The following is a 7,053-nucleotide window of genomic DNA, read 5'->3' as shown; positions in this document are numbered from 1 at the left end:
TACGACTGCATGGATGCAGGAGGTAGAGCAACGCAGGAGCAGTTGCCGAGAACAACTATGCCTGCAATTCTATTATTTGCCTAGAAGGCACAGAACTCCCGCTGAATGACCAGATAATTAGTGGAATTGGTATTATTCGTTTATAAAAATAAAACCCGCATTGTAATGATTTTTGTCGTGAATACTATGTGATTTGCAGCAAGATAAATTAACAGGTAATCTATACTGTAATTTTATACAGTTAATTGGCGCGATTTATGTTTTGTTCATTGAATCTTTGCTGCCTGATAATGGATTATGATTTTATATATTGCTGAAAAACCCAGTTTAGGCCGAGCCATTGCTGACGTACTGCCAAAGCCTCATAAAAAAGGTGATGGTTTTATAACCGCCGGCAACGGTGATTGTGTGTCATGGTGTATTGGCCATTTGCTCGAACAGGCTGAGCCAGATGCCTATGACGATGCCTTTAAGTCATGGAAGCTTGAGCATTTGCCCATAGTGCCACAAACCTGGAAGCTACAACCAAAACCTAAAACTCGCAGCCAACTGACCGTGTTGCGTAAACTGGTTAAGCAAGCATCATCAATTATCAATGCGGGCGATCCTGACAGAGAAGGGCAATTGCTGGTTGATGAGGTGATTTCATATCTGGGCGTAAAAGGCGACAAACTCAATCAAGTTCAGCGCTTATTAATTAGCGATTTAAACCCACAAGCGGTAAAACGAGCTTTAGGGCAGTTACGCAGTAATCGTGAGTTTGTGCCATTATCAACCTCTGCATTGGCACGCAGTCGCGCCGATTGGTTATACGGTATGAACATGACCCGTGCTTATACTATTCAAGGTCGTAAAGTGGGTTATCAGGGGGTACTGTCGGTTGGCCGAGTTCAAACGCCTGTGCTCGGGTTAGTGGTGCGCCGCGACGATGAAATTGCCAACTTTAACCCAAAAGCATTTTACGAAGTGCTAGCCCATTTACTGACAGACCAACAACAAGCGTTTACTGCCAAATGGCAACCTAGCGAAGCGTGCCAACCCTACATGGATGAAGATGGCAGAGTGTTAGCCAAAGGATTAGCTGAAAACGTGGTTTCGCGCATATCAGGTCACCCCGCTGAAGTTACCAAGCTTGAAGCTAAAGATAAACGGCAAAATCCGCCACTTCCATACAGCTTATCGGCGTTACAAATCGATGCCGCTAAACGCTTTGGCTTGTCGGCGAAAGAGGTGCTCGACACTTGTCAAAGTTTATATGAGCGACATAAGCTCATTACTTATCCACGCTCAGACAGCCGTTATTTGCCTAAAGAGCAGCATGCGTTAGCGCCTAAAGTGTTAGATGCCGTGCTTAAAGGTGCCGCTGGGTTAGTTGAAGGCTGCGATAGCCCTAATGCCAAGCTTAAATCTAAAGCCTGGGATGACAGTAAAGTCGATGCTCACCATGCGATTGTTCCAACCGAAAAAGTCGCTAACTTATCGGCATTATCAAGTAATGAGGCTAAGTTGTATCAACATGTGGCGCGCCAATACCTTGCGCAATTTTACCCCGCTTATGTGTATGCCGAAACCGCCGTTGAAGTCACTATTGCTGGTGGCTTATTTACCACCAAAGCGCGTCAGGATAAAACCCTAGGTTGGAAACAACTGTTTAAGCGGGCAGTAGCAAACCAAAACCAATCAAGTAACAATGAAGATGAAAACGACGATGTCGTACAGTCATTGCCGCCGTTAGCAAAAGGCCAAATACTGCAATGTGAGCGTGGTGAGTTATTAGAAAAAATGACTCAAGCGCCCAAGCATTTTACTGACGCGACCTTATTAGGTGCCATGACGGGTATTAGCCGTTATGTGACCGATAGTGAGATTAAAAAAATCCTCAAAGAAACTGATGGTCTAGGCACAGAGGCCACACGGGCAGGCATTATTGAGTTGCTGTTTAAACGCGGATATTTGGTTCGCCAGGGGAAAGCCATTAAAGCGACGCCAGTGGGCGTTGGCTTAATACGCAGTTTGCCCGAATCATCCACTACACCCGACATGACTGCCTTATGGGAAAACAGCCTCGATGCCATCAGCCAAAAACGTTTAAAGTACGATGCCTTTATGCAGCCATTGCTGAGCCAGTTAGATGGGCTAATTACTCAAGCGTCAAATCAGTTACCCTCAGCATTACAAGGTGTTGCCAGTACTGCGCCAAAGCGCAGTTTTAAAAAACCGTATAAAAAGAAGACCAAAGCAAAAGCGAAATAATGGTAAGGTAATGTAGCGCTTGAGGTTTTTCTCAGTTGAAGGGGTTTACAGCTGTTTTACCCATATACTTAATGGAAACAATAAAATGGATCTTTTAACAAGAATAAAAAACTTGCTTAAGAAGCAAAATATTAATTTTGAAACTGATTTAGGTGATCTCGAGTCGAGCAATGATTTATTTCAAATTTTCGAAAGTCTGACACCAGAACGCTTTCTTCATTATGATCCAGAGTGTATCGATGGGATCGAATCCTATATCAACGTATTTAAGCAGCATGTAGATGTGACTCTTGGCGAATTTAAACCTAGCAATATTTCTGTTACTGGGAGTATAGATACAACTGTCACGTTACAGTTTGAATATAGTGAGAAAAAAAAGAAATTTAACATTCTTCAAGATGGGTCTAGCTGGGTTACAGATAGTTTTTATGACAAGCTAAATAATTATATTCAAAAAGAATTGCAAAGTAAGTACCTGATCCTTCCGACTAATGATCAAACGATGGCTGTGGTTTATTTACCTAAAAAAGCCGCTAATACAATTAATAAGCATTATATGGGCATGAATAGTGCCGATGATATTGTCGCGTTTTTGGTTAAAGGCGGGCTTATTGAGCATATTAATTGGGAGCATACCGCACCAGATGCATATAATGGTTATACCTCAGAAGGCGAAACCATTGCGACCGCAATACTAAAAGCAAAATTACCCAAAGGCACTCCTTACCCGCCAAATCCGCGTATAGACGGTATGTTTGAAATGTTCACTCAGACAATACCTGTTAATGTTCATCTACAGAATAAAAAGGGAGAAACACCTTACCGCTTGGCGCTGACTGGTGACTCCGTATTTTTGAAAAAATCTTTAGGTGAAATAAGTCAAGATTGCATCAGTTTTTCTAAGTTACTTAGTAGGGAATTGCTTTCTATTAATCCGGAAATTTTGAAAGTTATTGAGCCAATGAAAGACAGTTTGCAGCGCGCTAAATTCCATTCTCACTCTGGTTTTTATAGTGTGCTATTTTCTCTAGAAGACAATTTCATCATTAGTGAAAATGCATTTTCTATCGAGGGTATAAAAAATACTGAGGGTGCTTTTTATTATAAAGTGTTCATTCAGAAAGCTGGAAACGGTAATAACACGATATTAAGAAACTTCTCTGAAACAGAAATTGAAGATATCCAAGCTCTCATCAAGCAGTATTGCGATAATACCCTTTGGCACGAGAGCTAAGCGGAAAACACGTATGAGTCTTGTGCCATTTAGGGTTAACGGAGGTTATTTGACTCTGGCATTTAAAGTTTAATCAATGCCATAGTGAACCTTTAGCCCTTTAAATTCATATAGTAGTGTTGTGATCGGTAGCATAATCAATAAAAAATTAAAGGAGGGTGTATGAAAAGCACACCAGTATTAACAATATTAGCAGTAAGTTTATTGGCTTATGCATCGAATGCCAGTGCAGATAAAGCCATTTTGGCTGGTGGATGTTTCTGGTGTATGGAGTCTGATTTTGAAAAACTTGATGGTGTAACAGATGTTATTTCAGGTTTTACTGGCGGAAACATTAAAGACCCTACCTATAACGGCAACCACCGAGGTCATTATGAAGCGGTTGAAATTACCTATGATCCTAACAAAGTTAGCTACAAAGAGTTGTTAGATTATTACTGGGTTAACATTGACCCTTTTGATACCCAAGGGCAATTTTGCGATAAAGGCTCGAGCTATTTAAGTGCGATTTTTGTGGCAAACGATGCCGAAAGAGCGATTGCGCAACAGTCTAAAAGCCAGGTTGAAAAGCAATTCCCCAATAATAAAGTGGTCACGCCTATTTTAAATGCATCTATATTTTATCCGATAAAAGGCGATGAGAGTTACCATCAGGATTACTATAAAAATAACCCTATTAGATATAATGCTTACCGCTGGAGCTGCGGCAGAGACAAAAGATTAGCAGAGATTTGGGGAGATAAAGCAACACATTAAGTTTAACGTTTAAGGGATTTTGAGCTGTTACTTATAATCTGCGGTGTCGAATGTCGTCACCGCAGGACATTAATGGTGTAAATAAGAAATCGCTGAACCTCACCTTAACAATATTAATCCAGCACGCTTTTATCTAAAATGCCTTTAGCGATTAATTGTTGCAAAATAACTCTGGTTTTTTGTTTCAATGTATCGCGAAGTAGGCGAGCAGCAGGAGTGATAGATTGTCTGCTAGGGAAGATTAACCACAGTTCTGTCGCGTTGGCGCTGTATTCAGGCAGAATATTGATGAGTTTTCCGGACAATAAATCATTTGAGATATCAAGAGATGACTTTAACCCGATCCCTTTGCCTGATAGGCTCCAGCGGTGGACTAGTTCGCCGTCGTTAGACACTCGATTGCCTTTCATTTTAATTTTAAACTGTTCTTTATCTTTAGAGAATTCCCACACGTCGTAGGTTATATCATTCAGTTGGTATAATAATCCGTTGTGGGATACTAAGTCTTGTGGGTGGGTTGGTGTGCCGTATTTATCTAAGTAGGCTTGAGATGCACACAATAAACGAGGCACGTTACAAATTTTAAAACCATATAAGTTGGCATTGACTGAAGGCGCCTTTCTCTGCGCCCAAATATCACAACATAAAGTCACTGAACACCAAGTGACTCAGCTCAAATTCGAGCAGCCACAAGCTGCTATCACTTTAGAATTCGCTCATGCCAAATTGCATTTACCTCACTCAGCCACGCCGAGTTTTCTTGCGCAATTATTGCGAGAGCTTACGCCATGAAGATGTTTATCAACCCTCCTACCATTTATTTGCATCGTGATGCCGTTGATTTTCGTAAATCCATTGATGGCCTTGTGGCGATTGTTGAACAAGAACTCGCGCATGATGCTTATACTGGCGCATTGTTCGTGTTTTGTAATAAAGCTAAAAATAAGCTCAAATTGCTGTATTGGGATAAAACGGGATTTGCGCTGTGGTATAAGCGCTTGGAAAAGCAAAGATTTAAATGGCCAAGCAAAGTTGACCATCAAGCCTACAGCTTAACCGAGCAGCAACTTTCATGGCTGTTATCAGGCTTTGATGTGATTGGACATCAATCACTTAACTATCAATCTTTAACTTAAATGAGACAAATAAACGCGATCGTTTTGTAGTGAAGGATCGTTGACAGTCCCCCTGACACTGATTAATGGCTAACCCCTTATTTGACTTGCTATTTCTGATACACTGCGGGCATGAAAATCTTGCCTCATGAATTACCTGACGACCCAGCACAACTCAAGCAAATGCTGCTTGAGTTGCAGCAAACGTTGGCTCAAAAAGATGCCTTGATTGCCGAGCAAAGTGCGCAAATCCATGACTTATTAGCCCAATACAACGCTAAGCTCGCCAGAGAGTTTGCTAAAAAGTCAGAGAAACTGCCTGGCGCAGGGGAAGTCTTTAATGAAGCGGAAGCCGAGTTAGATGCAGAGCAAGTCGATACTCTTGATGCGCAAGATAAGGCGCTGCTTGCAGATAAACCAGTAACAAGTGGCACATTAAGCCAACCTAAGCGTCAACCATTGCCAGCTGAACTTCCTCGTGAAGAGGTCATTGTTGATATTGATGAAGCCGGCAAATACTGTGATTGTTGCCAAGGACCGCTGCATCAAATGGGGCAAAGCAGTAGCGAGACGTTAGAATTCGTCCCCGCACACATCAAGGTGATTAAAACCATTCGACCGAAATATGCTTGTCGTCAGTGTGAACAACAAGGTGTTGAGGTAGCGATAAAAACCGCATCAATGCCAGCCACGCCCATCCCAAAAAGCATGGCGACGCCGAGTTTGCTCAGCCATATCATCACTTGTAAATATCAGTTTGGCCTGCCTTTATACCGCCAAGAAACCTTGTTTGCGGATATTGGTGTTGTGCTCAATCGTAAAACCATGTCGAGTTGGATGATACGCTGCGCCGACTTTCTTGAGCCTTTATATCAACGCCTGAAAGTCAGCTTACTGGAGCAAGATGTTATCCACGCTGATGAAACCCCGCTTAAGGTATTAAAAGCCGATAAACTGACCAGTTACATGTGGTTGTACTGCTGTGGTGATGACTCTCCCAAGGGGAATATCAACATCGTACTCTATGATTATCATAACAGCCGAGCAGGCCAATGTGCCGTTGACTTTCTTGCGGGATTTTCTGGTTATCTGCATGTGGACGGTTATCAAGCCTACGCGCAAACCGATGCGACCTTAGTTGCTTGTTTGGCGCATATTCGTCGCAAATTTATCGAAGCCAAGGGGAATAATAAAAAAACAGGCAAAGCTGATGTGGCATTAAACCTTATCGGTAAACTTTATGGCATAGAGCAGCAGATTAAAGGTAAGTCAGCTGAAGATAAATATGCCATAAGGCAGCAAAAATCTAAAATCATCGTAGATGAACTTCATCAATGGCTATTACAGCATCAAGATAAAATCCCCCCGAAAATGCCATTGGGTAAAGCCATCCTTTATGCGCTGAATCAATTTGAAAAGTTCAGGCGCTACTTAGATGATGGCCGATTGAATATCGACAACAACCGCGCTGAGCGGGCAATAAAACCTTTTGTGATAGGTCGCAAGGCATGGCTATTTTCAAATACACCGCGTGGTGCACGTGCCAGCGCAATACTTTACAGTCTCATCGAAACGGCGAAAGCCAACGACCTAGTCGTACATACGTATATCGCTGATTGCTTGAAAGGCTTGGCGGATAACCCAAGTGACGTTGAGTCTTTATTACCGTGGAATATCAAACAAAGCTAAATGGCT

At 42.1% G+C, this 7,053-nt stretch carries 6 protein-coding genes; 5 read left to right on the top strand and 1 reads right to left on the bottom strand.

The window, feature by feature from the left end; all coding sequences use genetic code 11:
• Window positions 1–297: 297 nt before the first annotated feature.
• The 3 genes from IEY42_RS14925 to msrA all read left to right on the top strand — a co-directional run bounded on the left by IEY42_RS14925 (window position 298) and on the right by msrA (window position 4,243).
• Window positions 298–2,253 carry a DNA topoisomerase III gene (locus IEY42_RS14925; RefSeq protein ID WP_188925984.1) on the top strand — a complete coding sequence of 652 codons (1,956 nt, stop codon included), beginning with the start codon at window positions 298–300 and terminating at the stop codon, window positions 2,251–2,253.
• Between the two features lie 85 nt (window positions 2,254–2,338).
• Window positions 2,339–3,487 (top strand): hypothetical protein, encoded by a 1,149-nt coding sequence (locus tag IEY42_RS14920; protein WP_188925983.1) that lies wholly within the window; start codon window positions 2,339–2,341, stop codon window positions 3,485–3,487.
• Window positions 3,488–3,649: 162 nt separating this feature from the next.
• The gene (gene msrA / locus IEY42_RS14915) at window positions 3,650–4,243 is read left to right on the top strand and encodes a peptide-methionine (S)-S-oxide reductase MsrA (RefSeq protein WP_188925982.1); all 594 of its coding nucleotides are present in this window, start codon (window positions 3,650–3,652) and stop codon (window positions 4,241–4,243) included.
• Window positions 4,244–4,356: 113 nt separating this feature from the next.
• Here msrA and IEY42_RS14910 read toward each other — a convergent pair whose 3' ends face one another.
• Window positions 4,357–4,896 (bottom strand): substrate binding domain-containing protein, encoded by a 540-nt coding sequence (locus tag IEY42_RS14910; RefSeq protein WP_229780088.1) that lies wholly within the window; start codon window positions 4,894–4,896, stop codon window positions 4,357–4,359.
• A gap of 135 nt (window positions 4,897–5,031) precedes the next feature.
• On the opposite strand from IEY42_RS14910, the gene tnpB reads away from it, so the two are divergent.
• Together tnpB and tnpC are read left to right on the top strand one after the other, a co-directional pair.
• Complete coding sequence (gene tnpB / locus IEY42_RS14905) at window positions 5,032–5,379, top strand: IS66 family insertion sequence element accessory protein TnpB (RefSeq protein ID WP_188925981.1); 348 nt, start codon at window positions 5,032–5,034, stop codon at window positions 5,377–5,379.
• 111 nt (window positions 5,380–5,490) lie between these two features.
• Window positions 5,491–7,047 (top strand): IS66 family transposase, encoded by a 1,557-nt coding sequence (gene tnpC / locus IEY42_RS14900; RefSeq protein ID WP_188925980.1) that lies wholly within the window; start codon window positions 5,491–5,493, stop codon window positions 7,045–7,047.
• Window positions 7,048–7,053: the final 6 nt, after the last annotated feature.

Origin of the sequence: Shewanella algicola, from assembly GCF_014648035.1 — a bacterium.
GTDB lineage: Bacteria > Pseudomonadota > Gammaproteobacteria > Enterobacterales > Shewanellaceae > Shewanella > Shewanella algicola.
Note: the sequence above shows the minus strand (reverse complement) of the source record. Positions and strands in the feature narration are given on the sequence as shown.

Excerpts from the sequence above, each read along its gene's own strand:
- IEY42_RS14925 (WP_188925984.1), top strand. The coding sequence starts at position 298 with ATGATTTTATATATTGCTGAAAAACCCAGTTTAGGCCGAGCCATTGCT.
- IEY42_RS14920 (WP_188925983.1), top strand. The coding sequence starts at position 2,339 with ATGGATCTTTTAACAAGAATAAAAAACTTGCTTAAGAAGCAAAATATT.
- tnpC (WP_188925980.1), top strand. The coding sequence starts at position 5,491 with ATGAAAATCTTGCCTCATGAATTACCTGACGACCCAGCACAACTCAAG.
- msrA (WP_188925982.1), top strand. The coding sequence starts at position 3,650 with ATGAAAAGCACACCAGTATTAACAATATTAGCAGTAAGTTTATTGGCT.
- tnpB (WP_188925981.1), top strand. The coding sequence starts at position 5,032 with ATGAAGATGTTTATCAACCCTCCTACCATTTATTTGCATCGTGATGCC.